Consider the following 23,731-nt stretch of genomic DNA (forward strand, 5'->3'; position numbering starts at 1 on the left):
ATTGGCAACGCCCTTCGCGAATGCCAAACCCTCATGGCGCCATGCAAAAAAATCGACCCGCGCCAAGGCCGATGCACGCCTGTACAGAGGGCCAGGGTAAGTAATCGGTAAGGAAGATTTCCAACACTGGTTTCGACATTGGCGATCGCGCCGATGTGCAGATCGGCCGCATCCGCGGACCGCAATAACACCTCATTGGAGACAGACCATGAACAAGCGCCATGCAGCGTTGGCTTCGTCACGCCCGTCGTTTTCGCATCCCTCTTCATCGCGACCGCGGCGCCATGCGCTGGCGGCCGTTGCCGTGGCCGCGTTGCTCGCCACGGCCTGCGGCGGCGGGGGTGGTGGCGGTGGCGGCTTCCTGCCGATCGTGGGCGGCGGCCCGGGCGGCGGCGATGGCGGCAACAACGAACCGCCCGTGAAGATTCAGGCACTGAGCACGCTGCAGGGCAGCACCAAGGACGTCGCGATCGAGTTCCACGAGGGCACCAACATGGCGGCCGCGCCCTCGCCCGACGGCCAGCGCGTGGCCTTCACCGCGCAGGGCGTGCTGTGGGTGGTGCCGATCGCCGGCGGCAAGGCCACGCGCATCACGGGCTGGGACATGGAGCCGACCTCGCCGGTGTGGTCGCCCGACGGCAGCAGCATCGCGTTCCAGAACTACGATGCCGAAGGCAATTTCCACATCTGGACCGTGCGGCCCAATGGCGCGGACCTCACGCGCATCACCAGCGGCCCGTTCGACGACCGCGAGCCGGCCTGGACGCCCGATGGCCGCACGCTGGTCTTCGCCTCCGACCGCAGCCAGGACCGCCAGTACAAGATCTGGCAGGTGGAGCTCGGCTCGCGCAAGTACTCGGCGCTCACGCAGGGCGCGGGCACCGAGAGCAATCCGGTGGTCTCGCCCGACGGCACGCAGCTCGCGTTCGTCAGCGCGCGGCGCATCTTCACGCAGCCGATGGGCAGCACCGAAGCACCGAAACTCGTCGGTGCCGGCGTGCTGCCGGTGTGGCTGCCCGACAGCTCGGGCCTGGCCTACCAGGGCACGACCAAGTCGATCGTGGTCGCCGGCAAGGAGGTGGTGGCGCCCAACGAGGACATGTTCGCTTTCCCGCCGCGCTGGCTGCCCGGCGGGCGTTTCCTCTACACGGCCGACGGCAAGATCAAGATCCGCAACGCGGGCGGCGACGGCCTCGCCGAAGTGCCGTTCAGCGCCACGCTCGAGGTGCGCCGTCCGGTGTTCGCCAAGTCGCGCGAGCGCGGTTTCGGCGTGCTCGGCGACCAGCCGGTGCGCGGCATCAGCAGCCCGGTGATCTCGCCCGACGGCCGCCGCATCGCCTTCGTCGCGCTCAACGACATCTGGGTGATGCCGATCGGCGGCACGCCCGTGCGCCTGACCAACGACAAGGACCGCGACGGCAATCCGCAGTTCACGCCCGACGGCAGCGCGGTCTACTTCTCGACCGAGAAGGGCAACGGCGGTGCGCTCGCGATCGACCGCATCGACATTGCGAGCCGCGCGCGCACGCGGCTCGGCGCGCAGACCGGCAAGTCGATGGTGATGCCGAAGATGTCGCCCGCGGGCGACCGCATCGCCTACACCACGGGCTCGGGCACGCTCGAGGTCTGGGACATCGCCTCGAAGACCGCGCAGAAGGTGGTCGAGGCGGTGGGCTCGCAGATCAGCACGCCGCAGTGGACGCCCGACGGCAAGAGAATCGTGGTGGTCGACAACGACTCGGTCAGCAGCCGTTCCTTCGAGGGCTACAACAAGCTGCGCGTGATCGACCTCGGCACGAAGAGCGGCACCTTCTACCCGGTGGGCGACGCGCCGCGCCAGATCTCGGACCGCGAGGAAGGCGCGGCCGTGGTCTCGCCCGACGGCAGCAAGGTGGCCTTCGTGATGGACTCGGTGCTGCACGTGATGCCGCTGAAGGCCGACGGTTCGCCCGACGGCCCGGCCAAGGCCATCACCACCGAGGCCGCCGACCTGCCCTCGTGGGCCGGCGACTCGCGCACCCTGCTCTACAAGGCCGCGGACAAGCTCAAGACCATCGGCGCCGACGGCGCGGGCGCGACCGAGGTGCCCGTGAGCCTGACGTGGAAGCAGGCGGCGTCCCAGGGCACGACCGTGGTGCGCGCGGGCCAGCTCTGGAGCGGCAAGGACGGCCAGTTGCAGAACGACGTCGACATCGTCATCAAGGGCAACCGCATCACCGCGATCCAGCCGCACGACGAGGCGGTGGCCAAGGCCGCGGACAAGTACGTCGATGCCTCGGGCCTCACGGTGATGCCCGGCCTGTGGGATGCCCACTCGCATCCGCTGACGCTCTACCAGGGCGGCCAGTACGGCCAGGGCTCGGCCTCGATGCTGGCCTACGGCGTCACCTCGACGCAATCGGTCGGCGGTCCGCTGCACCAGAGCATCGAGATGCGCGAGGCGCTCGAGGCCGGGAACCTGCTGGGTCCGCGCCTGTTCGTCTCGCCGCCGCTGTGGGACGGCAACCGCATCACCTGGAGCTTCGCGCGCAGCGTGCGCACGCCCGAGGCGGCCGACCTCGAGATCGCGAAGGTGCGCACGCTCGGCGTGGACTACCTCAAGGCCTACATGCGCGCACCGATCCCGCTGATGCACAAGATCGCGCAGGCGGCGCTCGACATCGGCATCCCGAGCGGCACGCACAACCTGTCGCCGGGCGCGGCCTCGGGCCTGGCCGAGACCACGCACCTCTCGGCACCGCAGCGCCTGGGCTACGGCTGGTCGCGCTCGGCCGGCGGCACCACCTACCAGGACGCCTACGACCTGCATGGCAAGGGCGACTTCCGCCTGATCCACACCGCCCTGTTCGCCTATCCCTTCGTCGGCGCGGACCTGACCGGCGGCGACCGCTTCGAGCTGCTGACCTCGCCGAACTTCCTCGATGTGCTGCGCGGCAACCCGCAGCCGCCGACCGAGGCGGCGGTGGCCAGCGCGCGGCTGCAGGAGGACCAGGTGAGCAAGCTGCGCACGGCCGGCGCCATGATCGCCATCGGCACCGACTCCCCGCTGGTGCCGCCGGGCATCGCGCTGCACAACAACATGCGCGCCGCCGCGCTGACCAACTCGAACCTGCAGGTGCTGCAGGACGTGACGGTCAATGCCGCGCGCATGAGCCTGGTCGACAAGGACCTGGGCACGGTGGAGGTGGGCAAGCTGGCCGACCTGGCCATCGTGCGCGGCAACCCGCTGCAGGACTTGAAGGCCGCGGCCGACGTGCGCTACGTGGTGAAGAACGGCGTGAGCTACTCGCTCGCGGAGATCCTCGCGCCGTTCCGCACCCCGGCCGCGCTGGCCGAGCGGCGCAGGACGGTGCTGGCCTACCAGCGCCTGTGCCGGACCGCGCCGCACGAATGCGGCGAGGTTGCCAGCGGCTATGGGCATGACCACCACCACTGAGGTGGCACGCGGCCGGAGGGCGGGGCCGCGGCCCCGCGCTTCAGCCGCGGCGCAGCACCGTGCCCGCGTGCGCGTCCTTCAGCACGCCGTGCGCGACGGCCACGCGGCCGTTGACCAGCACGGCGTCGATGCCCACGGGCGCGGCCAGCGGATCGTCGTAGCTCGCGCGGTCGGCGATGCGCGCGGCATCGAAGACCACGAGGTCGGCCGCGCAGCCCGCCGCGATGCGGCCGCGGCCCGCGAGGCCGAAGCGCGCGGCCGGCAGGCCGGTCATCTTGTGCACCGCGGTCTCGAGCGCGAACAGCTTCAGGTCGCGTGCATAGTGGCCCAGCACGCGCGGAAAGGCGCCCCACAGCCGCGGGTGCGGCTGCACGTCGTTCGGCAGGCCGTCCGATCCGACCATGGTGCCGGGCGCCGCGAGAATGCGCTGCACGTCGGCCTCGTCCATCGAGAAGTAGACCGCGCCGGCCGGGCAGAGGCGCTGCGCGGCCTGCTCGAGGCCCAGACCCATCTCGGCGGCGATGTCCGCGAGCTCGCGCCCGGTGTGCTGCGGCATCGGCTCGGACCAGGTGATGCGCACGCGCGCCGACTGGCCCACGCGCGCCGGAATCAGCAGAGTCGAGGAGGCGGCATAGGGATAGCAGTCGATGCACACCGGTTGCCCCTGAGCGGCCCGCGCGAGCAGGTGCAGCGTGGACGCGGAACGCCCGTGGCTCGCCAGGCCCGTGAGCTTGTGGTGCGAGATCACGAGCGGCACGCCGAGCGCGCGGCCCACGCCGAGCGCCTCGTGCAGCGCTTCGTCGATCGCATCGGACTCGTCGCGGATGTGCATCGCGATCAGGCCGCCGCGCGCGCGCAGCGGCTCGCCCACCGCCGTCATCTCATGCGCCGTGGCGGCGCGCGCGGGCGCATAGAAGACGCCGGTCGACAGGCCGATCGCGCCTGCCTCGAGCGCCTCCTCGACCTCGCGCGCCATGGCCGCGGTCTCGGCGGGCGTGGCGGCGCGATCCAGGTCTCGCACATGCTGCGCACGCAGCGTGGTGTGTCCGACCAGGAACGCGGCATTGGTCGCGGGACCGATCCCGCGCACCGCCGCGAGGTAGTCGCCGAAGCGCGCAAAGCGGCGGTCGTCGCGCCCGATGAATTCGCGCAGCGGCGGCGGCACCCGCTCGAAGGGAATGCGCAGCGGCGCCAGGCTCCAGCCGCAGTTGCCGGCCACCACGGTGGTCACGCCCTGCATCAGCTTCGGATGGCGATCGGCGGGCGGCTCGAGCAGCAGCCGGTCGTCGTGCGCATGCGCATCGATGAAGCCGGGTGCGACGATGCGGCCGCGCGCATCGATGCGCCGGTGCGCGGGCACGGCGCGCAGGTCGCCCAGGCGCTCGATCACGCCACCGCGCACGCCCACGTCCTGCCGCACGCGCGGCGCCGCGCTGCCATCGATGACGTCGCCGCCCTCGATGACCAGGTCGAGCGGCGGCATCAGTCGACGCGGGCGTTCGCGCGCCGGATCACCGCGGCCCACACCGGCGTCTCGCGCCGCGCCAGCTCGAACAGCCGCTCGGGCGGCCCGCTCGCGGTCTCGAGCGACAGCCGCGCGAGCCGCTCGCGCACCTCGGCGTCGTTCATCATTGCGTTGAACTCGACATTGAGCCGCGCCACCACCTCTGCGGGCGTGCCCGCCGGCACCACCACGCCGCCCCAGGCCACGCTCTCGTATCCCGGCACGCCGGCCTCCTGCACCGTCGGCAGCGCCGGAAAGAGCGGCGAGCGATGAGCCCCCGTGACCGCCAGCGCGCGCACCCGGCCCGAGGCGATGAAGGGGCTGATCGAGGACAGGTTGTCGAACATCACGTCGACCCCGCCGCCGATCAGGTCCTGGATCGCCGCCAGGCTGCCGCGGAAGGGCACGTGCAGCATGAAGGTGCCGGTCATGCTCTTGAACAGTTCGCCGCCCAGGTGGCTGGTGGTGCCGTTGCCGGCCGAGGCCAGCGTCAGCTTGCCAGGATGCGCGCGCAGGTGGGCGATCAGTTCCGCCACGGTCTTCACCGGCAGCTCGTTGCGCACCACCAGCGCGTTCTGCACGAAGCCGGTCATCGCGACCGGCGCGAGCTGGCGATCGGGGTCGTAGGGCAGCCTCGCGTAGAGCGACTTGTTGATCGCGAGCGTGCCCACGTTGGCATAGCCGATCGTGTAGCCGTCGGGCGCCGCGCGCGCCACCTCGGAGATGCCGACGATGCCGCCCGCGCCCGGCCGGTTCTCGATCACCACCGCCTGCCCGAGTCCCTTGGCCAGCGCCGCGCCCATCACGCGGCACAGCAGGTCGGGCGCGCCACCCGCCCCGCCGGGTACGACGAAGCGCAGCGGCCGCTCGGGGTAGGCGGCGGCGCGCGCGCTGCGCCAAGGCCCGGCCGCCAGCGCGGCCGCCGACAGCAGCGCGCGGAGCCGGCCGCGATCGATCCCGGTCTCCAACATGGCCTGCATCCTTCCAGAAAGCACGATGCCCGAGGATCGACGCCCGCGGCGAGCGCCACAATCGAAAATAACTCCTGCTCGCATGCAAAAAGCTGATGCCGCTTCGCCTCCCCTCCACCATCGCGCTGCAGTGCCTGGAAGCCAGTGAAAGGCTGGGCAGCTTCACGCGCGCAGCCAAGGCGCTCAACCTCACGCAGGGCGCGATCAGCCGCCAGGTCATCGGCCTCGAGCAGCGGCTCGGCGCGCAACTGCTCGAGCGCCGGCGCGAATCGCTGGTGGCCACGCCCGCGGGGCAAGCCTACCTGGCCGAGGTCCGGCCCCTGCTGCTGCGGCTCGAGCGCGCCACCACCGACATCGCGCTGCACCAGGGCCGCGGCGGCCGCCTGCAGCTCTCCGCCCCTTCCTCGTTCTGCAACTACTGGCTCGCGCCGCGGCTGTCGGGTTTCGTGAACGCGCATCCGCACATCACGCTCGACCTCTCGACCTACCTCGGTCCGGTCGATTTCACCGCGAGCCGGATCGACGCGGCCATCATGGTGGTGGGCGCGCCGGTGCCGGGCCTGCATGCCATCCCCGTGCTCGACCTGACCGTGCGGCCCTATGCCAGTCCTGGCCTGGCGGCGCGCTGGAGCGGCGACGATTTCGCCACCGTGCTGCGGCAGGCGCCGCCCGACCTCACGCTGATCCACAACAGCTCGCTGCCCGGTGCGTGGGCGCTGTGGCTGCGGCAGGCCGCGGGGGCGGACGAGGTCCTGCCCGAGTTGCATGCGGGCCCGAGCTACGACCTGCTGTCGATGTCGCTGCATGCGGCGATCGCGGGCATCGGGGTGGCGTTGCTGCCGGCCTTCATGGTTCGGGCGGCGCTCGATGGGGGGCAGCTGGTGGCGCTGTCGGCCATCGAGTCGGCGACGGGGCGGTCGTATCAGCTGTGCTATCCGGAGCACAGTGCGGGCTTGCCGGCGCTCGGGCAGTTCACCGACTGGCTGCGGCAGGCGGATTGAGCCGGCGCGCTACGACAGTGCGTCGAGCGCCGCGCGCTCGCGCGCCAGTTCCTCCTCGAACCAGCGGCAGAAACACTGGCGCAGGCGCTGCTCGCTGGCGCCGAACTGCGCCCGCGCCCGGTCGATGCGCTGCGAACGCAGCGGGCCGGCCGGGCTCGCCACGGCCTGCAGCCGGTAGGCCGTGCCCAGCGTCAGTTCGAGCGTGGGTGCCAGCAGGGGCAGCGGCTGGAGCGAGAGCGCGGCGCCGGCGCGCTGCAGTGCAGCGATGGCGGTGTCGAGCCGCGCCGTGTCGGGCACGCCCGTGTCGGCGCGCAGCGACTGCTCGAGCACGTCGACCATCGCGCGCTGCCGATCGAGGTTCGTGCGCAGCAGGCAGAGGCGATCGCCCTCGACGCCGTGGATCTGCCATTGGCCACGCGAGGTTTCGAGCCCGCGGTAGATGACCTCGGGCAGGCCGATGCCCCGGTTCGCGGGCAAGGCGATGAGCTCGGCCTGGCGGTCGAAGCCCTGGCGCAGCAACGCTATCGCCTGCAGGCCCTCCTCGCCGCGCACGAGGGTCGCGAGGTCGTAGAGCATCTTCGTCAGGGCCTGCAGATCGGCCTGCTGGATCTCCGGCGTCGCGCTCGCATCCGCCGCCGTGCGCTGGCTCGCGACCTGCGCCCTCAAGGTGGCGCCATCGCGCTCCAACAGCGCGAGCTGCGCCACCAGCTGGCGATGAAAGCGCTCCATCGAGCGCAGCCCCTCGCCCTGCTCGACCGTGCCCGCCGAGCGCAGCAGTTCGCTCGACCGCGCCACCGTCTCGCGCAACAGCGCGCGTCCGGCCTCGCCGCCGAGGCCGTCGGCCTCTCGGTGCGCGGCGGCCACGAGCGTCGCCCGCAGGCTCAGTTGCGAAGGACTGCTTCGGTTGGTATCGGGCGGCAAGGACTTCGCGTATTGCCGGCGCGCGGCCGCATGCAGCTCGAGATCGCGCGCGTAGGTCGCGAGCAGCAGCTGCGCGAACCATGTGACGCGGTACATGCTTTCCTCGGACGGCGTCTGCTGGAAGTAATCGATCGCGCGCCGGAGATAGGCCGGGTCGGCTTCGGCGGCGCCGATGCGCAGCTCCAGCAAGGCCTTCGCCATCGGGAGCGTGGGAACGCCCGGCGGGAGGATGCCGCGCTGCAGGTCCTCGAGGCCGCGGCGCGAGATCTCGTCGCGCATGGGCGCGCAGACGGCACGGACCGGCTCCGCCGCCTTGCCCCCGATCCTGAACGGGGCCTCCTGCGCGCCCGCGGGTCCGCACAGGGCAAGACCCATGGCAATCGGCAGGGTGGCACGCCGCGCGGCCGCAGCCCACGTCGCCAGGGCCGGAAGTCTCGATCTCGTCATGCAACCGATATACCCGAGCACCGCGTCAAGCCCATGAATGCCCGCCGACGGACCGGCGCGAGGCGCGCTACATTCGGCGGTCATGCACAGAAAAATCAACGTGCTCTTCGTCTCCCGACGAAACACGCTGCGCAGCGTCATGGCGCAGGCCTGCCTCACCCACATCGCCGAGAAACGCTTCCACGCCCGCTCCTGCGGCCAGCCCCTGCGCGTCGGCGCGGCGGTGGATCCGGCGGCCGTGTCGGCGCTGCGCACCGCGGGTATTCCCTTACCCGAGATCAAGCCGCGAGGCTGGAACGAGTTCGTGCCCGCGCGCGGCTTCGAGGCCGAGTTCGTGATCACGCTCGACGCCGACATCGATCGCCTCCAGCCTGCCTGGCCCGGCCAGCCGCACACCGCGCTGTGGGCCTATCCCGACACCGCCGTCATCGACGATCCCGAGGAGGCGGCGCACAAGGCGCTGCAGATCCTCTATTCGCTGCGGCGGCGCCTCGAGCTGCTGGCCAGCCTGCCACTGTACGGCTCCGACCGCGAATCGGTGCGCGCGGACATCCGCGACCTCGGGTACATGAATTGAGCGGCGAGGCTACAGCTTGAACGTCTTCGCCATCTCCACCACCGCCTGCCTGTCGAAGGCATTGACCTCGTCGATCAGCTCGTTGGTGAACAGCCGGTTCGGGTCGCCGAGTTCGTCGGCCAGCTTCGGGTTTCGGCTGCCGTCCACGGCCATCTCGATGTTGGACTTCCACTCGGCCAGCGACGAGGCACCGATGCGCTGATCGGGATCGTCGGGCCGACGCATCCAGCTGTTGCGGCGGTCCTTGAGGATGAAGGCCAGCTCCTTGCGCGCCTCGCCCTCGCTGCGCCCCTTGGGCCGGCTCTCGGGATACACGGCCCAGTGCAGGTCGATGCCGGCCTCGAGGTTGTGGTGCGCGAACAGGGTGGACTTGGCCATGCCACGGAACAGGCCCACCAAGGCCTTGCGTTCCTTCTTCAGCAGTTCGCGCGGCACGCACAGCCAGCCCGAGCCGAACTGCGCGAACTTCGGCGTGAGCGGCACATAGCGCAGCCTGGTGCCGACGAGCTCGACGCGCGCGGCCGCGGTGTCGAAGGCCACCATCGCATCGACGCGGTCGTTGTCGATCGCCGCGCCGGCCGGCGCGCCGTCGCCGATGGCGATGTACTCGCATCGGTCGTCCTTCAGGCCCAGCTCGGCCAGCATGGTGCGGGTGACGACGATGCCGGTGTCGCCCTGGCTGCGCACGCCGATGCGCTTGCCCGCGAGGTCGGCCACCGAGCGGATCGGGCTGCCGGGCTTCACGACGACGACGTTGGCATTGCGCGGCAGCCACTTGTAGACGCTCACGAGATCGAGCCCCGGGTCCTTGGCCATCGCGGGCAGCAGGATGCCGGGCACGGCCGGCCCGTAGTCGACGTGGCCGGCACGCAGGCTCTGCAGCGCCTGCGTCATGCTCGACATGTTGACGTACTCGACGTCCACGCCCTCGGGCTTGTAGAAGTTCAGCCGCGGATGCCGGCCCGAGGTCACGAAGCACTGCTGCGGATCGTTGACGCCCGCCGTGTTCGCCACCTTCATCACGCGCAGCTTCTGCGCCAGCGCCGGCAGGCTGCCCGTCAATCCCAGGGCGCCGAGGCCCAGGCCGAAATCGCGTCGTGTCCACATGGTTCGCTCCTCACCGGCGTTGCGCCGGACGTTTCGAGATGGCAAGAGAAAAAAGGGGAAGGAAGGGATCAGACGTTGACCGTGCGCTGCGAGGCATCGGCCGGCATCCAGTGCAGCACGCGCTGCTGCACGCGGCGCAGGGCACTGGTCAGCGCGATGCCGATCACCGAGAGCACGACGCAGACGGCGAAGCTGCCGCCGCTGTCGGCCTGGGCTTCCATCTGCAGGATCAGCACGCCGAGCCCGGCCTGGGCACCGACGAACTCGCCCACCACGGCGCCGACCACGCTGAAGGCCGCGGCCATGTTGAGGCCCGCGAAGATGTAGGGCAGCGCGCTCGGAAACTTGGCCTTGCGGAAGATTTGCCACGGCGTGGCCGACAGCGAGCGCAGCAGGTCGATGCGGTCCGGGTCCACGGCCTTGAAGCCCGCGATGCTGGTCACCAGCACCGGGAAGAAGGTCAGCAGGCAGATGATCATCACCTTGGAGCTGATGCCGAAGCCCAGCCAGACCACGATGATCGGCGCCACCGCCACCTTGGGCACACTCTGCAACGCGGCCACGTAGGGCTCGAGCAGGCGCTCGAGCCGCGGCATCTGCGAGACCACGATGCCGATCGCCAGCCCGATGCCGCCGCCGACGAAGAAGCCCAGCAGGATCTCGGCCAGCGTGATGCCGCCGTGGTACCAGAAGCCGTCCTTCGCGAACGGCCCGGTGGCGAGGCCGCGCCACAGCGCGATCGCGATGTCGCTGACCGGCGGCACCAGGTGCCTGGGCACCTTGAACAGGCGCACGGCCCCTTCCCACGAACCGAGCAGCGTGATCAGCAAGAGGATCGACTGCACGCGCGGCGACGCCAGCGGGTTGGTGCGGCGCGGGCGCGGTGGCTTGGCCGCCAGCGGCGCGGCCTCGGAACTCAACAGGGCGGTGGTCATGGCGTCGGCCTTTCTCTCAATCGAAGGAAGCGGCATGCGAGAAGCGCTCGCGGATCGAGGCGGCCGCGGCCGCGAAGGCCGGATGCGACATCGCCTCCATGCCGCGCGGGCGCGGCAGGTCGATGGGCAACACGCGCTCGAGCATGCCGGGGCGCGGCGACATCACGAACACGCGGTCGCCGAGGAACACGGCCTCGGGAATGGAGTGCGTGATCAGCACCACGGTCTTGCCGCTCTCCATCCAGATGCGCTGCAGCTCGAGGTTCATGCGCTCGCGCGTCATCGCGTCGAGCGCACCGAAGGGCTCGTCCATCAAGAGGATCTTGGGGTCGTGCAGCAGCGCCCGCGCGATGGAAGCGCGCTGCTGCATGCCGCCGCTGAGCTGGCGCGGCAGCTTGTGCTCGAAGCCCTCGAGCCGCACCATCGCGAGCAGCTGCATCGCGCGCTCGCGCGCCTTCGCCTTGTCGAGGCCCAGCACCTCGGCCGGCAGCATCACGTTCTCGAGGATGCTGCGCCAGGGCAGCAGGATCGAGCTCTGGAACACCACGCCCACGTCGCGCCGCGTGCCGCGGATCGGCTGGCCGTCGAGCAGCACGGTGCCGACCTCGTAGTCGAGCAGGCCGGCCAGGATGCGCAGCAGCGTGCTCTTGCCGCAGCCGCTCGGGCCGACGATGGTGACGAAGGAACCCTGGCGGATGCCGAAGTCGATCTGCTTCAGTGCGAGCACGCCTTCGCTACCGCCGCCGAAGGTCTTCGACAGGCCCTCGACGCGGATGTAGTCCTCCTTGCCGGCGGGTGCGGCGGGGACGGTCTCGGGCTCCAGGACGGCATTCATGCGTGGACTCCTTCGGGGTTCAGGAAACGGACCATGTGGCGCGCGAGCACCTCGGGCGCCTGCATCGCGGTCACGTGGCCGATGGCCGGCAGCAGCACGGCGTCGGCGCCGCGGATGCGGCCGGCCATCGCGAGCGTCACGGTCGGCGGCACCACGCGGTCAAGCTCGCCGGCGAGCACCAGCGTCGGCGCGACGATGTCGGCCACGCCCTGCGGCAAGGTGGTGGCGACGGTCGCCATGCGCCGCGCCGAGCGCGCGGTCTCGGGCCGCGCGGCCGCGAACACGCGGCGCAGCTCGGGGCGCTGCGCGAGAAAGGCCTCGGGAAAGAACCAGGTCGCGAGCTCCTCGGCCGTGCCCGGCAGGCCGCGGCGCAGCTCGGCCAGGCGGCGTGCATCGGGGCACAGCTCCTCGTAGGGCCGTGGCAGCGGCCAGGTGCTGCCGAGCACGAGCCGGTCGACCGCGCGCGGATGCAGCAGCGCCAGCGCCTGCGCCACGCGTCCGCCGAAAGAGGAGCCGAACACATGAGCGCGCTTGAGGCCCAGCGCCTTCACGAGCTGCTGCGCGTCGTTCGCGAGGTCCGCGAGCGTGGCGGCGCGCTCGGGCGCCTCGGTCTCGCCGCAGTCGCGCTGGTCGTAGGCGATCACGGTGAACTGCTTCGCCAGATGCGGCACCAGCGCGGCGAACATCTGGCGCGAGGCTTCCGCGCCATGCATCAGCAGCAGCGCCGGGCCCTGGCCCGCGCGGTCGAAGGCGATGCGGACCTCGCCGGCCTGCACGAATTCGGTCATGCCGCGTCCTCCCACGGTTCTTCCCCGCGGTCCAGCCAGAAAGTCATCTCGATCTTCAGTCCACGCGGGTCGTGCAGAAAGAGCTGGTGGATGTCCCAGCCCGGGATCGGCGCCTCGGCAAAGGGCACGCCGAGCGCGCGCAGGTGCGCTCGCATCTCGCGCAGGCCGTGGGCGCGGAACGAGATGTGGTCGACATGGCCCGTGGGCGGCTGCGGCGGCACGTCGGCCGTCGCGAGATGGGCGAACAGGTGCACGATGGGCTGGCCTTCGGCATAGAGCCAGGCGCCGGGCGCGGGAATCTCGGGCCGGGCGCCGGCTTCCAGGCGCAGCACGCGCGTGTAGAAGTCCAGCAGCGGCGGCAGCTCCGCGGGCGTGCAGCGGATCGTGAAGTGGTGCAGCGCGGTGACGGGCATGGCGTCAGTCCAGCAGCTTCGACAGCACGGCCGACAGCTCGGCGGCCGGATCCGTCGGCGTCCATGGCATGCGGAAAGCGACGTGGCCGTCGGGCCGTACCAGCACCGCGCCGTGCTGGCCCAGCAGCAGGCCGTCCTTCTCGTGCGCGTCCTCGAGCTGGCGCGCCTGCACCACGCGGCCGTTGCGGCCCGACACCTGGCGCGCCGCCTCCATCCAGGCATCGGCGCGCGGACCGGCCACGAGCACGAACTCGCGGTCGAACCAGTCGAGCGTGGTGTGGCGTCGCGCGAGGTCCAGCCACAGGTGCGGAAAGCGCATGCCGGGCTTGTCGGCCGGCTCGTACCAGCGCGCGCGCATCACGTGGCGGCCGGTGCCGTCGGGGATCACGGCGCCGTCCTCGTAGCAGAAGCCCAGCGACTGGCCGATGCTGTGGATGTGGTTGTCGCTGTCGCGGATCCAGAACTCGATGCGCTCGCGGTTGCCCGAGCGCAGCGCCTCGTCGCAATGGTTGAAGCGCATCGCGTTGTGCAGGCTGAAGTCGGCGTTCGATTCGGCGATCGGCCGGCGCTCGCTCTCGTAGCTGTCGAGCAGCCGCGCGCTGGCGCGCCCGCTGAGCACGAAGGCCAGCTTCCAGGCCAGGTTGTGCGCGTCCTGGATGCCCGAGTTCATGCCGTAGCCGCCATTGGGCGGAAAGCGGTGCGCCGAATCGCCGACCAGCAGCACGCGGCCGCGCCGGAAGTTCGCGGCCACCTGGCGGCTCATGCGCCACACCGAGCGGTTGATGACCTTCACCTCGAGGTTGGGCACGCCCGACACGGTGCGCGCGAGCTGCACCACCTCGGCGTCGCTGCGCGCGCCGGTGCGCTCGTCGGTCTCGCGGCCCACGGGCAGCAGGTTGAGCCAGCGGTCCTTTCCGTTGGTGTTGAGCACGGTGGTGATCGGGTACGGCGAGTCTTTGGCATAGACGCGCCAGCCGGCACAGGTGGCCGAGTCGCGCACCTGCGAGAGATCGGCCTGCCAGAACTCGTTGGCCATCACGGCCAGCGTGGCCGGCCCGCGCATCTCGATGTCGGCCTGGCGCCGCACCGAGCTCGCGGCGCCGTCGGCCGCGATCAGGTATCGGGCCTGCCAGGTCAGGGTCTCGCCGGTGTCGAGCCGGCGCCCCGTCACGGCAATGCCGTCGGCGCTCTCGGCGTAGTGCAGGAACTCGTGGCCGAACAGGAAGCGGCCGACCTCGCTCTTCTTGGCATGGGCGAGCAGCTCCTGCTCCACCGTGTCCTGCGACTGGATGATCTTCCAGCACGGCGAGTGCCCGAGGTTCGGTTCGGGGGTGGTGCGGCCCCATTCGTGGCCGGTCATCGATTCGCAGAAGGCGAAGAAGTCGGCGCCGTCGGGCAACGCATGGCGCTTCATCAGGCCGTCGATGCCCCACTGCCTAAAGATCTCCATCGTGCGCGTGTAGGTGCCGCGCGCCTTCGGATGGTCGGTGGTGGTCGGGCTGCGCTCGAGCAGCACGAAGTCGACGCCGAAGCGCTGTAGCAGGATCGCCATCGACAGGCCCACGGGGCCGCCACCGACGATCACGACGAGGTTCTGGGATTGCATGGTCAGGCCTTCACTTCAGGAGAGAGAGCGGGGAGATCGATCGGCACCGCGTCGGTGGCGAAGCGGTAGGCGAGGCCCGGCGCGACCGGCACCCAGCGCGCGGCGGCCAGCGCCAGCAGGCGGATACCGAGCAACTCGTCGGGCTGCCAGCGCTCGCGGATACCGAACACGTTGAAGGTGGCGAAGCACAGCGCGCCTTGCAGCAGCGGCACGTTGACCACGCTGCACAGGCCCGCGGGCCGCATCTGCTCGAAGTCGTCGAAGTGGCGCGCCAGCACTTGCGCGCCCTCGCCCACGAACACGCGGCTCTGGCGGAACAGGCGGTCGGTCCAGGAGGTGTGCGTCTTGCGCTTGGCGCCATTGACCGGGTAGCGGTGCGCCTCCGACGAATAGAAGCGGCGCAGCCGGATCTCGCCGGCCGGGTCGTCTTCGGTCGTCACGTTCTGCTGGATGCTGAAGATGCTGCCGGGTACGAGCTCGCGCCGGCAGCGATCGATCCGGCGCAGCGCCTCGTCGGCATCGCGCGCTGTGTCGAGCGCGTCGAGGAGATCGGCCAAGGTGGCCATGAGCGTCGTGGCGGTGGCTGCGGGCATGGAGAAAAGTCTAGGCCTCGCGATTCACCAAAGTGGACTAAATTCTGATCGAGCGATAACCTGACGGTTATGTCCTCCCCGACCGCCCGCGACCCCGCCGCCGACCTGCAGCACGCGCTGCTCTCGCGCCTCAAGCTGCGCCAGCTCTCGCTGCTGCAGGCCATCGACCGGCACCGCACGCTGGGCCGCGTGGCCGCCGAGATGCGGCTGAGCCAGCCCGCGATCACCAAGGCGCTGCGCGAAACCGAGGACATCTTCGGCAACCGGCTGTTCGAGCGCAGCAGCCGCGGCCTGGTGCCCACCGCGGCCGGCGAGGCGGTGCTGCACTACGCGCGGCGCTGGCTCGCCGAGCTCGAGGCCACCACGCGCGTGCTGACCTCGCTCGAGGCGGGCCGCGGCGGCCGGCTGCGCCTGGGCCTCACGCAGCAGGTGCCGCAGCAACTGCTGTCGGCCGCGCTCGCGCACCTGCTCGACCGCACGCCGCGCATGGCGGTGATGACGCGCGAGGGCACCACCGACGAACTGGTGGCCGGCCTGCTCGCGCGCGAGCTCGACTGCGCGATCGGCCGTTCGTACGATGGCGACGCCACCGGCCTGGTGCAGGAGGCGATCCACCAGCAGGAGCCCTGCCTGGTGGTGTCGGCCAAGAGCGCGAAGCGGCTCTCGCGCGGGCCGCTCGACTGGGCCCGGCTCGCGCAGCTCGACTGGATCCTGCCGCCGCCGAACACGCCGATGCGCCGCACCTACAACGCGATCTTCGTCGGCGCCGGCGTGCAGCCGCCGGTGCCGATGCTCGAGACCACCGCCATCCGCAGCATGGAAACCGTGCTGCGCACCGAGCCCAACGCCATCGCCATCCTCGCGCGCGACGTGGTGGCCGAGATGGAACAGGCCGGCCACTGGGCCGCGCTGCCCTACCGGCTGAGCTGGAACCTGCCGCCGGTGAGCTTCTTCACGCTGAAGGAACTGGAGGGGCAGCCGATGGTGCAGTCGCTGCGCGCGGTGGTGGTGGAGACGGCGCGCAAGATGCAGCGCAAGACGGGCTGACACGGCCGCTCCCTATAATTTCGGCTCCCTCTCCCGCGCCACGGATCAGCCGCCGCCACATCTCAGCCAAGACGGGAGTTCCCTGTTTCCACACCGGCTGAGGTGTACCGTGCTCGAGCGCTACCACAGAGAATTGCTGCGCTATTTCACCCGCAAGGCCGGCGATGGCGACACCGCCGCCGACCTCGTGCAGGAAGCCTACGCACGCGTGCTCGGCCACCAGGACGCGGGCGGCCTGGTGCTCGAACCGCGCGCGCTGCTCTACCAGACCGGCCGCAACCTGCTCGCCACCCAGGCCGCGCGCCGCGCCGCCGAACTGCGCATGCTCGACACGCTGGCGCTGGTCGCGCCCGACAGCGCGCCCTCGGTGGAACGCCACGTGGCGGCGCGGCAGCAGTTGCAACGGCTGGTCGCGCTGCTCGAGGCCATGCCGCGCAAGCGCCGCCATGCCTTCATCCTCGTTCGCATCCACGGCCTCAGCTATGCGCAGACCGCGGCCCACATGGAGATCAGCGAGAAGGCGGTCGAGCACCACATGACGCGCGCCCTGCTCGACTGCGCGGGCTACGGCGGAGGAACGGACTGACCATGGCCGCGCGCGCACAGCCCCTGCTCGGCGCCGACGAACGGCGCGCGCCGCGCGCGCTGGTCGAGCATGCGCTGACGCTGATCGGCCGCATCCACCGCGGCAGCCCCGAGGCCGCCGACGCCGCGCAGGCCGAGCTGGGCCGCTGGCGCGCGCTGTCGCCCGCCAACGCCGATGCCGCGGCGACCGCGCACCGCATCTGGAACGCGGTCGACGACGGCGCGCTGCGCGGCCAGTTGCCGATGCCGCCGAGCGCCGCGCAGGAACGGCGTGCGCGGCGCCGCACCATCGGCCTGCTGGGCGTGGCCGGCCTGGCCGCGCTGGCCAGTGCCGGCGGACGCTGGTACTGGCAGCAGCCGGTTTATGAGGCCGCCCCGAGCACCGGCCAGGCCCAGACCCTGGCCCATGCGCTGCCGGACGGCAGCACGCTCGACCTGGCGGCCAACACGGCGCTGCGTGTCGCGCTCTACCGCGACCGCCGCACGGTGCACCTGGCGCGCGGCGAGGCGCGCTTCGCGGTCGCGCGCGATGCCGAGCGCCCCTTCACCGTGAGCACCGACTGGGGCCGCGTGCGCGTGCTCGGCACCGTGTTCACGGTGTCGGTGCGCGAGGGCCGCATGCGCCTCGCGGTGGCCGAGGGCCGGGTCGCGGTCTGGGGGGCCGGGCAGGATGAGGCGGACGCCCCCAGCACCGTGCTGCAGGCCGGCGAGGCCATCGAGGCCGATGCGCGCGGGCTGGGCCCGCGCAGCAGCGTCGACGTCGGCGAGGTGGCCGACTGGCGACAGGGCTGGCTGGTGTTCCGCAACACGCGCCTGCCCGAGGCCGTGGCGCGCTGGAACGACTACCTGCGCCAGCCGCTGCAGCTGGCCGACGACCCCGCACTGCGCGAGCTGCGCGTGACCGGCAGCTACCGGCTGCGCGATCCGCAGGCCTTCGTGGGCGCGCTGCCGGTGATGCTGCCGGTGCGCACGCAGCGCCTGGCCGACGGCGGCACGCGGATCGTGGGCCATGCCGCCGGCACGGCGCGGCGGCCCTGAAAAAAAGTTTTGATTATTTTTGGGGGGTACGCGGCATCTCGCTGGTCTTCTGTAGCAAACCAGCTCCAGGACCTTCGGACATGAACCAGCAGACCCCGCGGCGCCCCCGCATCGATTCCCTCCAGGCCGCAGCCCTCGCCTGCGCCATCGCCTCGGCCCTGCTCGCGATGGGCGGCCCCGCGCATGCGCAGGGCGCGCCGGCGGCATCGTCCGCCACCTTGCAGCTCGCACTGCCGGCCCAGCCGCTGGCCCAGAGCCTGGGCGTGCTGTCGCGCCAGTACGGCATCGCCATCGGCGGCGAGAGCTCGCTGCTCGAGGGCCGCACCGCGCCCGCGGTGCGCGGCGCCGTCACGCTGCAGCAGGCGCTCGAGCGCGTGCTCGCGGGCAGCGGCCTGGGCTACGTGCGCAACGGCGACGCGGCCTTCACCGTGGTGCGCGCCTCGGCCGGCGACACCGGCGCGCTGCCGCCGATCGTGGTCACGGCCGGCGCCGAGGAAACCGCCACCGGCCATGTTCCCGGCTACAGCGCGCGGCGCGCCACCGCCGGCAGCAAGACCGACACGCCGATCATCGAGACGCCGCAATCGATCTCGGTCGTCACCTCCGACTTCATCGAGGCCACGGGCGCCACCCGGCTCAAGGAATCGCTGGCCTACACGCCGGGCATCAACGTCTCGCCCTGGGGCGCCGACTCGCGTTTCGACTGGACCATCCTGCGCGGCTTCGACGCGCAGGCGCCCGGCTACTACCTCGACGGCCTGCAGCTGCGCAACAACAACGGCTGGGCCATCTGGCAGACCGAGAGCTACGGCACCGAGCGCGTGGAGGTGCTGCGCGGCCCGAGCTCGGTGCTCTACGGGCAGAACGGCCCGGGCGGCATGATCAACGTGGTCAGCAAGCGCCCCACCGCGCAGCCGCTGCGCGAACTGCAACTGCAGTTCGGCGACAACGCGCGGCGGCAGATCGCGGGCGATTTCTCGGGTCCGCTCGATGCCGAGGGCAAGCTGCTCTACCGCCTCACGGGCCTGCTGCGCGATGCCAGCCTGCCGGCCAGCGGCCTGCCGAACGACCGCAGCTTCATCGCGCCCTCGCTGACCTGGAAGCCCTCGGGCGACACCTCGCTGACCCTGCTGTCGCACTACCTGCGCATCCGCGACGGCAGCTCCTACGGCAGCTTCCCCGAGGTCGGCACCCTGCTGCCCAATCCCAACGGCCAGTTCTCGCGCAAGACCTACGTCGGCGACCCGAACTTCGACCGCTTCAACCAGGACCAGTGGATGGTCGGCTACCTGTTCGAGCATCGCCTGAACGACACGCTGAGCTTTCGCCAGAACGCGCGCTACGGCTCGATCAAGGTCGACTACGGGCAGGTCTACAACCAGCCCAGCTTCGTCACCGTCGATGCCGACAACCCGGCCAGCCCCGCCAACTACCGCGTGCTGAGCCGCTTCCCGTTCGCGAGCAAGGAGGCCGCGCGCATCGCCTCGATCGACAACCAGCTGCAGGCGAAGCTGCGCTGGGGCGACTGGCAGCACACGCTGCTGGTCGGCCTCGACTACCAGCGCTCGCGCAACGACCAGCGCACTTCCAATAGCGGCACCGTGAGCGACATCGACGGCTACCTGCCGGTGAGCACCGGCCTCACCACCACCGCCGACCCGTGGTTCGATGCCCGCACCACGCTGTCGCAGACCGGCTTCTACCTGCAGGACCAGATCAAGTGGGGCGACTGGGTGGCCACGCTGGGCGGCCGCTTCGACAGCGCGCGCGCCGTGTCCTTCAGCCACATCGACGGCTCGACCACGCGCATCGACGACCACAAGTTCACCAGCCGCGCGGGCCTGGTCTACCTGCATCCGAGCGGCTGGGCGCCCTACTTCAGCTACTCGGAGTCGTTCTCGCCCACGGTCACGGTCGATCCGCAGACCAACCAGCCGCTGAAGCCAGAGACCGGCCGCCAGTACGAGGTGGGCGTGCGCTACCAGCCCGCGGGCCGCAAGGACAAGTACAGCGCCGCCGTGTTCGACCTGCGGCGCCAGAACTACATCACCTACGACGCCGACTACACGCCGCGCCAGACCGGCGAGATCCTGGTGCGCGGCCTCGAGCTCGAGGCCTCGTTCGAGCCCCTGCCGCGCATGAACGTGACGGCCGCCTACACCTACACGCCCAAGGCCGAGGTCACGGCCAGCAGCACGCCCAGCGAGATCGGCAAGCAGATGCAGGCGGTGTCGCGCAACCAGCTCTCGGTGTGGGCCGACTACCGCTTCGCCAACGGCGTGAAGCTCGGCCTGGGCGCGCGCTTCATGGGCTCGAACCGCGGCTACCAGCAGAGCACGCCGGTGCCCGTGCCCTCGTACACCGTGTTCGACGCGCTGCTGGGCTACGACTTCGAGCGCTGGAGCCTCGCGCTGAACCTGCGCAACCTGGGCAACCGCAACTACGTGGCGAACTGCAGCTCGGGCAGCTGCTACTACGGGGAGCCGCGCAAGGTGTTGGCGACGGCGACCTACCGCTGGTAGGCCCGTGCGGGCGCGGCGCTACTTGAGCTTGATGCCCGTCTCCTGCACCACGCGCGTCCAGTAGGCCCGGTCGGCCTGCACGCGCTGCTCGAGCTCCTGCGGCGTTCCGCCCTCGGCGATCAGGCCGAGCTGCACGTAGCGCTCGCGCACCTCGGGCACGGCGAAGGCCTTGCGGACCTCGCGCGCCACCTCGTCGCGCACCGCCTGCGGCGTGCCCAGCGGCGCGAACAGGCCGACCCACGAATCGCGGTCGAGCCCCGCGATGCCCAGCTGCGTGAAGCTGGGAACGCCGGGCAGCAGCATCGAGCCGCCGGGCGTGGTGATCGCGAGGATCCTGGTCTTGCCGGTCTGCTGCGCCTTCTTCGCGCCCGAGGCGCTGAGGAAGGCGCTCTGGATGTGCCCGCCCAGCAGCTCCGTGAGGTTGGGCCCCTCGCCCGCGAAGGGAATGTGCGTGATGTCGATGCGGCTCTCGCGCTTGAGCAGCTCGCCGTAGAAGTGGGTGCTGGTGCCCTCGCCGCTGGAGCCGAAGCTCACGGCGCCCGGGCGCCGCTGCGCCAGCGCGATGTACTGCGCCATGCTGTCGACGCCCGTGCCGGTGTGCACCAGCAGCGCGACCGGCGTCGTGAAGATGGTGACCACGGGCACCAGGTCGCGCGCCAGCAGGAAGGAACCATCGCCGCCGCGCGTCAGCTCGTCGCTGATGGTCGAGTTGGTGGCGGCCACGAAGTTGTAGCTGTGCGGGCTCTTCGCCACCAGCGCGAGGCCCAGCCGGCCCGAGGCGCCGGCCCGGTTGTCCACGATGACGGGCTGGCCCCAGGCGGCACCGAGCCGCTCGGCCAGCACCCGGATCGCGCCGTCGGTGGCGCCACCCGCCGGGTAGGGCACGACGAGGCGCACGGGGTGTTCCGGGTAAGGGGCGGCCCAGGCCGTGGTGCCGGCGCACAGCGCGGCCAGCAACCCTCCGAGCAGCGCCCGCAGGCGCGTGAGTGATTTCATGTCCTGTCTCCGTTCGTTCTCGTGAGGGGGTCAGATCACGCCGTCGGCACGCAACTGCGCGAGCGTGTCGTCGGGCAGGCCGAGCAGCTCGCGGTACACCTGCGCGTTGTCCTGCCCGAGCGCCGCGCCCGCATGGCGCGGCACGCTCGGGCTGCCGGCGAAGCGCGGCACCACCGCCGGCATCTGGAGGCTGCCGAAGTCGCGGTCGGGCACCGGCACGATCGAGCGCCGTGCGCGCACCTGCGGGTCGCTCACCACCTGGTCGATGCCGTAGATCGGCGCCAGCGTGCCGCCGGCCTGCGCGAAGGCGGCCAGCACCTCCTCGAGATCGCGCGCCGCGCACCAGTCGATGAAGATGCGGTTGAGCTCCTGCTCGTGCACCACGCGGCTCGCGTTGTCGGCGAAGCGCGGGTCGTCGATCAGCTCGGGACGGCCGATGGCGCAGCAGTTGTTCGCGAACATCGAGTTGATCGAGCCCGCCATCGACACCCAGCGGTCGTCGCGCGTGCGGTAGACGGCCGAGGGCGCCGAATAGGGGCTGCGGTTGCCGCTGCGCGTGGGCACGGTGCCGAGCTGCTCGTAGACGCCGGGCATGAAGTCCAGCAGCCGCGTGATGCACTCGGTCAGCGACAGGTCGATCTCCTCGCCCGGCAGCGAGGGATCGCGCGCGCGCGGCCACAGCGCGGTCAGGATGCCGATGGCGCCGAACAGCCCGCCGATCGAGTCGCCCAGCGGCACGCCCGCATGCATCGGCTCGCCGTCCGCGTGGCCGGTGACCGTGGTCAGCCCGCCCATCGCTTCGAAGATGCGCGCGAAGCCGGGCCGCTCCGAATAGGGCCCGGTCTGGCCGAAGCCGGTGACGCGCAGGATCACGAGGTTCGGCTTCAGCGCCCACAGCACCTCCTTGCCCAGGCCCCAGCGGTCGAGCGTGCCGGGGCGGAAGTTCTCGATCAACACGTCGAACTGCGGCAGCAGCTGCTTGAAGAGCGCGAGCCCCTGGGGCCGGCGCAGGTCGAGCGTGCCGAAGCGCTTGCCGCGCTGCGCCGCCTTCCACCAGATGCTCTTGCCGTCCTTGAAGGGCGGGAAGGCGCGCATGCCGTCGCCCTTGCCGGGCAGCTCGAGCTTGAGCACGTCGGCGCCGTAGTCCGCCAGCAGGGTGGCGGCGAAGGGGCCGGCCAGCACGGTCGCGATGTCGAGCACCCGCAGGCCCGCGAGCGGGCCGCTCCCGGTGTGGTTCTCGGCGCTCATCGGGGCACCAGCTGGCGGGCGATGATCTCCTTCATCACCTCGTTGGCGCCGCCGTAGATCTTCTGGCCGCGCGAGTCGACGAACATGCGCCCGATCGGATACTCGCGCATGAAGCCGTAGCCGCCGAACAGCTGCAGGCAGCGGTCGATGGTCTCGCACTCCTTCTGCGTGCCCCACCACTTCGCCATCGCGGCGGTGGCCGCGTCGAGCCGCCCCTCCTGCTGCCAGCCGATGCACTGGTCGACGAACAGCCGCGCCAGCGTGGCCTCGGTCTTCATCTCGGCCAGCTCGAAGCGCGTGTTCTGCAGCTTGAACAGCGGCTGCCCGAAGGCCTGGCGCTGGTGCACGTGCGCCAGCGTGAGCTCGAGCGCGCGCTCCATGTTGCAGACGGCCCGGATGCCGATCAGCATGCGCTCGTAGGGCAGCTGCGACATCATCTGCGCGAAGCCCTGCCCCTCGGCCGTGCCCAGCAGGCTCGACACCGGCACCCGCACCTGGTCGAAGAACAGCTCCACCGTGTCCTGCGCCTTCAGGCCGATCTTGTCGAGCGGCGCGCCGCGGCGGAAACCCGCGAGATCGCGCGTCTCGACCATCAGCAGCGACACGCCCTTCGCGCCCAGCGCCGTGTCGGTCTTCACCGCCAGCATCACCAGGTCGGCATGGTGGCCGTTGGTGTTGAAGGTCTTCGAGCCGTCGATCACGTAGTGCTCGCCATCGCGCCGCGCCCGCGTGCGGATGCCCTGCAGGTCGGAGCCCGCGCCGGGCTCGGACATGCCGATCGAGGCCACGATGTCGCCGCTGGCCATGCCCGGCAGCCAGCGCCGCTTCTGCGCCTCGCTGCCGTAGTGGTGCAGATAGTGGCCCACGATGTAGTGCGGGCCGAAGCCCGGGCCGAAGCCGCACGCGGCGCTGGTCTCCACCAGCGCGGCCAGGTGCGCGTAGTCGCCATCGCCGCCACCGTAGCCGGAGGGCAGGTCGGCCAGCAGGAAGCCCATCTCGCCCAGGCGCTTCCACACGCCGCGGTCGATGTGGCCCTGGGCTTCCCAGCGTTCCACGTGGGGGATCAGCTCGGCCGTCCAGAAGCGGCGCGCGGTTTCCTGGAACTGCTCGACCTCGGGCGTTCGCCAGGGCGATCGGTATTCGTCCATCAGCACGGTATGT

The 23,731-nt window shown here is 71.1% G+C and carries 20 protein-coding genes; 7 read left to right on the forward strand and 13 right to left on the reverse strand.

What is annotated here, in order from left to right; genetic code table 11:
- Positions 1-208: 208 nt before the first annotated feature.
- Positions 209-3,436, forward strand: coding sequence for an amidohydrolase family protein (locus ACEN9J_RS36140; RefSeq protein WP_413764758.1), 3,228 nt, complete (start codon positions 209-211; stop codon positions 3,434-3,436).
- Positions 3,437-3,476: 40 nt separating this feature from the next.
- Here the strand turns inward: ACEN9J_RS36140 and ACEN9J_RS36145 are convergent, their stop codons facing one another.
- Both ACEN9J_RS36145 and ACEN9J_RS36150 read right to left on the reverse strand, forming a co-directional pair.
- Complete coding sequence (locus tag ACEN9J_RS36145) at positions 3,477-4,919, reverse strand: N-acyl-D-amino-acid deacylase family protein (RefSeq protein WP_413764759.1); 1,443 nt, start codon at positions 4,917-4,919, stop codon at positions 3,477-3,479.
- The gene (locus ACEN9J_RS36150; protein WP_413764760.1) at positions 4,919-5,911 is read right to left on the reverse strand and encodes a Bug family tripartite tricarboxylate transporter substrate binding protein; all 993 of its coding nucleotides are present in this window, start codon (positions 5,909-5,911) and stop codon (positions 4,919-4,921) included. The genes ACEN9J_RS36145 and ACEN9J_RS36150 overlap by 1 nt, the downstream gene beginning before the upstream one ends.
- 95 nt (positions 5,912-6,006) lie before the next feature.
- On the opposite strand from ACEN9J_RS36150, the gene ACEN9J_RS36155 reads away from it, so the two are divergent.
- A complete protein-coding gene (locus ACEN9J_RS36155; RefSeq protein WP_413764761.1) occupies positions 6,007-6,912 on the forward strand; it encodes a LysR substrate-binding domain-containing protein in 906 nt (301 codons plus the stop codon).
- Between the two features lie 9 nt (positions 6,913-6,921).
- Here the strand turns inward: ACEN9J_RS36155 and ACEN9J_RS36160 are convergent, their stop codons facing one another.
- A complete protein-coding gene (locus ACEN9J_RS36160; protein ID WP_413764762.1) occupies positions 6,922-8,112 on the reverse strand; it encodes a hypothetical protein in 1,191 nt (396 codons plus the stop codon).
- Positions 8,113-8,362: 250 nt separating this feature from the next.
- Here ACEN9J_RS36160 and ACEN9J_RS36165 point away from each other — a divergent pair, with 250 nt between their 5' ends.
- Positions 8,363-8,857, forward strand: coding sequence for a low molecular weight phosphatase family protein (locus ACEN9J_RS36165; RefSeq protein WP_057589995.1), 495 nt, complete (start codon positions 8,363-8,365; stop codon positions 8,855-8,857).
- A 9-nt stretch (positions 8,858-8,866) separates the two neighbouring features.
- Here ACEN9J_RS36165 and ACEN9J_RS36170 read toward each other — a convergent pair whose 3' ends face one another.
- From ACEN9J_RS36170 to ACEN9J_RS36200, 7 genes are all read right to left on the reverse strand, one after another.
- A complete protein-coding gene (locus ACEN9J_RS36170) occupies positions 8,867-9,964 on the reverse strand; it encodes an ABC transporter substrate-binding protein (protein WP_413764763.1) in 1,098 nt (365 codons plus the stop codon).
- A 68-nt stretch (positions 9,965-10,032) separates the two neighbouring features.
- Positions 10,033-10,899 (reverse strand): ABC transporter permease, encoded by an 867-nt coding sequence (locus tag ACEN9J_RS36175; RefSeq protein WP_413764764.1) that lies wholly within the window; start codon positions 10,897-10,899, stop codon positions 10,033-10,035.
- Positions 10,900-10,915: 16 nt separating this feature from the next.
- The gene (locus ACEN9J_RS36180) at positions 10,916-11,734 is read right to left on the reverse strand and encodes an ABC transporter ATP-binding protein (RefSeq protein ID WP_261206264.1); all 819 of its coding nucleotides are present in this window, start codon (positions 11,732-11,734) and stop codon (positions 10,916-10,918) included.
- Positions 11,731-12,522 carry an alpha/beta fold hydrolase gene (locus ACEN9J_RS36185; protein WP_057598542.1) on the reverse strand — a complete coding sequence of 264 codons (792 nt, stop codon included), beginning with the start codon at positions 12,520-12,522 and terminating at the stop codon, positions 11,731-11,733. The genes ACEN9J_RS36180 and ACEN9J_RS36185 overlap by 4 nt, the downstream gene beginning before the upstream one ends.
- Positions 12,519-12,935: a VOC family protein gene (locus tag ACEN9J_RS36190; protein ID WP_413764765.1), complete on the reverse strand. Its 417-nt coding sequence runs from the start codon at positions 12,933-12,935 to the stop codon at positions 12,519-12,521. Before ACEN9J_RS36190 ends, ACEN9J_RS36185 begins: the two co-directional genes overlap by 4 nt.
- A 4-nt stretch (positions 12,936-12,939) precedes the next feature.
- Positions 12,940-14,541 (reverse strand): FAD-dependent monooxygenase, encoded by a 1,602-nt coding sequence (locus ACEN9J_RS36195; RefSeq protein ID WP_413764766.1) that lies wholly within the window; start codon positions 14,539-14,541, stop codon positions 12,940-12,942.
- A gap of 2 nt (positions 14,542-14,543) precedes the next feature.
- A complete protein-coding gene (locus tag ACEN9J_RS36200; RefSeq protein ID WP_413764767.1) occupies positions 14,544-15,134 on the reverse strand; it encodes a GAF domain-containing protein in 591 nt (196 codons plus the stop codon).
- Between the two features lie 69 nt (positions 15,135-15,203).
- Here ACEN9J_RS36200 and ACEN9J_RS36205 point away from each other — a divergent pair, with 69 nt between their 5' ends.
- From ACEN9J_RS36205 to ACEN9J_RS36220, 4 genes are all read left to right on the forward strand, one after another.
- Complete coding sequence (locus ACEN9J_RS36205) at positions 15,204-16,181, forward strand: LysR family transcriptional regulator (RefSeq protein WP_413764768.1); 978 nt, start codon at positions 15,204-15,206, stop codon at positions 16,179-16,181.
- Positions 16,182-16,290: 109 nt separating this feature from the next.
- Positions 16,291-16,767, forward strand: coding sequence for an RNA polymerase sigma factor (locus tag ACEN9J_RS36210; protein ID WP_261206277.1), 477 nt, complete (start codon positions 16,291-16,293; stop codon positions 16,765-16,767).
- 2 nt (positions 16,768-16,769) lie between these two features.
- On the forward strand, positions 16,770-17,804 hold the full coding sequence (locus tag ACEN9J_RS36215; RefSeq protein WP_413764769.1) for a FecR family protein: 1,035 nt from the start codon (positions 16,770-16,772) through the stop codon (positions 17,802-17,804).
- 80 nt (positions 17,805-17,884) lie between these two features.
- Positions 17,885-20,326, forward strand: a complete 2,442-nt coding sequence (locus tag ACEN9J_RS36220; RefSeq protein ID WP_413764770.1) for a TonB-dependent siderophore receptor — start codon at positions 17,885-17,887, stop codon at positions 20,324-20,326.
- 18 nt (positions 20,327-20,344) lie between these two features.
- Here the strand turns inward: ACEN9J_RS36220 and ACEN9J_RS36225 are convergent, their stop codons facing one another.
- Genes ACEN9J_RS36225 through ACEN9J_RS36235 form a run of 3 tightly spaced genes read right to left on the reverse strand, consistent with a single transcriptional unit; the run spans position 20,345 to position 23,718 of the window.
- On the reverse strand, positions 20,345-21,322 hold the full coding sequence (locus ACEN9J_RS36225) for a Bug family tripartite tricarboxylate transporter substrate binding protein (RefSeq protein ID WP_413764771.1): 978 nt from the start codon (positions 21,320-21,322) through the stop codon (positions 20,345-20,347).
- A gap of 30 nt (positions 21,323-21,352) precedes the next feature.
- Positions 21,353-22,570 (reverse strand): CaiB/BaiF CoA transferase family protein, encoded by a 1,218-nt coding sequence (locus ACEN9J_RS36230; protein WP_093346289.1) that lies wholly within the window; start codon positions 22,568-22,570, stop codon positions 21,353-21,355.
- Entirely contained in the window at positions 22,567-23,718 is a 1,152-nt protein-coding gene (locus ACEN9J_RS36235; protein WP_413765702.1) for an acyl-CoA dehydrogenase family protein, read from the reverse strand. Before ACEN9J_RS36235 ends, ACEN9J_RS36230 begins: the two co-directional genes overlap by 4 nt.
- Between the last annotated feature and the right edge of the window lie 13 nt (positions 23,719-23,731).

Source organism: Variovorax sp. Varisp41 (assembly GCF_047325085.1).
GTDB lineage: Bacteria > Pseudomonadota > Gammaproteobacteria > Burkholderiales > Burkholderiaceae_C > Variovorax.